Raw genomic sequence first — 352 nt, forward strand, 5'->3', positions numbered from 1 at the left:
CAAAAACACACTCGTAACAAAAATCATCCTCGTCATCGTTCAAATATTCGTTGAATCTTAAAAAAMCATATMCCCTGCTTTCTATGTAATCMAAAAACAAAGAAGAATGCGAAGGAAGACAACGCAAATAATCTCTATAACTTTTCACATCCTTCACAGGAAAAGAATGGTCAATATAATGGTCATGCAAACAAGTCATGATATCGTAAGGCTTTTCCCAACCGCAATAAACCTCGACCCCATTCCCAAACATATAACGAATAGCCTTGGTCTCATAACGTGCCTTCAATCGCACAGCCTTTATATTGAACAGATTTTCAAGCCTCTGTACTTCTCTCTCTATTTCTCTATA

At 36.7% G+C, this 352-nt stretch carries 1 protein-coding gene; it reads right to left on the minus strand.

Annotation, left to right across the window (positions count from 1 at the left end; all coding sequences use genetic code 11):
* Positions 1-352 (minus strand): hypothetical protein (locus tag KP705_RS19780; RefSeq protein ID WP_215765548.1); only part of this gene is annotated, 352 nt, incomplete at both ends.

The sequence above is a fragment of the Gluconobacter sp. P1D12_c genome, assembly GCF_018812105.1.
GTDB lineage: Bacteria > Pseudomonadota > Alphaproteobacteria > Acetobacterales > Acetobacteraceae > Gluconobacter > Gluconobacter oxydans_A.